The following is a 1,310-nucleotide window of genomic DNA, read 5'->3' as shown; positions in this document are numbered from 1 at the left end:
CAGACCCTGAACGCCGCTCAGCGAACCGCCCGATACCGCAACAATCGCCACCATCACGACATCACGGATCACCGGAAAGCCACCGCCGCGCAAAACCCCAATCTCCAGGTCCAAGCCTGCCTCCGCGACCAGGCCCGGATCGGACTGCGATTGCCTTTCCACGTCGCCCACGTCGAACCGGTCTCCCGCCATTGCGAACACCACATGCAGAGCGCTGCGGGCCGCAGCAATGGTCAGCCTGTCGTGCAATAGCTCAGCGTCGACCGCTCGCCTGTGCACCTTGGCAAACAGGCTCGCGACCGGCAAGCCGCTTGTCTCCGCACCGTTTCCGCCTTCACCAACGAGGAAGAGGAGATGGCCGGCCTGACGCAGCAGGTGCCCTTCCTGCTCGAAACCCGGATCCGCGATCTTGACGCGCGGTATGACAGCGGCGCGGCCTTCCAGCCCTTCGCGCGCCGCGATGGCAAGCTGGTGACCGGACAGAACCCGCAATAGTCCGAAGAGGTCGCGCTCCTCGTCCTCGCAGCCGTGCGCGGCTGATACCTTCTTTTCCTGCCAAGGAGCTTCCATGTCTGCATTGTTCGAGCCGTTCAAACTGAAGGGCATCGCCCTGCGCAATCGCATCGCAGTGCCGCCGATGTGCCAGTACAGCGCTATCGATGGTGTCACCAACCGCTGGCACTGGATCCACTATCCCTCGATCGCACGCGGCGGCGTAGGGCTGGTGATCGTCGAGGCGACCGGCGTGTCGGCCGATGGCCGGATCACGCTGGGCTGCACCGGCCTGTGGCATGACGGCCAGATCGAGGGCATGGCCCGCATCGCTGCGGAGATCAAGGCGGAAGGCGCCGTACCCGGCATCCAGATCGGCCATGCCGGCCGCAAGGCGAGCGCAAACCTGCCTTGGGAAGGTGACGATCATATCTCCGCCGGCGATCCGCGCGGCTGGGAGACGATCTCGCCGTCCGCGATTCCGTTCGGCGGCGGCCTGCCCCGCATGCCGCGCGAAATGACGATCGCCGATATCGAGCGGGTGAAGGCCGATTTCGTCGCCGCTGCAAAGCGCGCGCTGGCCGCCGGTTTCAAGTGGCTCGAACTGCATTTCGCGCACGGCTATCTCGCGCAGAGCTTCTTCTCGGTCCATGCCAACCATCGCACCGATCAATATGGCGGCGACTGGCGCGGGCGTGGCCGCTTCCTCAGCGAAACGCTGGATGTCAATCGGCGTGCAAACGGGACCCCTTATCGGCGCGCAAAAGGGACCCCCTGTCAGGATGGCGGAACGTTGATGTGACGGGCTTCCTTGCGCT

2 protein-coding genes are annotated in these 1,310 nt (G+C 65.0%); one reads left to right on the top strand and one right to left on the bottom strand.

Features of this window, described 5'->3' with window-relative positions:
• Nucleotides 1–570, bottom strand: a 570-nt coding sequence (locus tag GGQ90_RS28890; protein WP_188084656.1) for a hypothetical protein, incomplete at its 3' end; no start/stop codon positions are given.
• Between GGQ90_RS28890 and GGQ90_RS28885 the strand changes: the two genes are divergently transcribed.
• Nucleotides 569–1,294 carry an oxidoreductase gene (locus tag GGQ90_RS28885; RefSeq protein WP_223178517.1) on the top strand — a complete coding sequence of 242 codons (726 nt, stop codon included), beginning with the start codon at nt 569–571 and terminating at the stop codon, nt 1,292–1,294. The genes GGQ90_RS28890 and GGQ90_RS28885 overlap by 2 nt on opposite strands.
• Nucleotides 1,295–1,310 lie beyond the last annotated feature (16 nt).

The organism is Sphingobium scionense, assembly GCF_014197035.1.
Taxonomy (GTDB): domain Bacteria; phylum Pseudomonadota; class Alphaproteobacteria; order Sphingomonadales; family Sphingomonadaceae; genus Sphingobium; species Sphingobium scionense.
The sequence above is the reverse complement of the archived record's forward strand: the minus strand, read 5'-3'. Positions and strand labels throughout refer to the sequence as shown.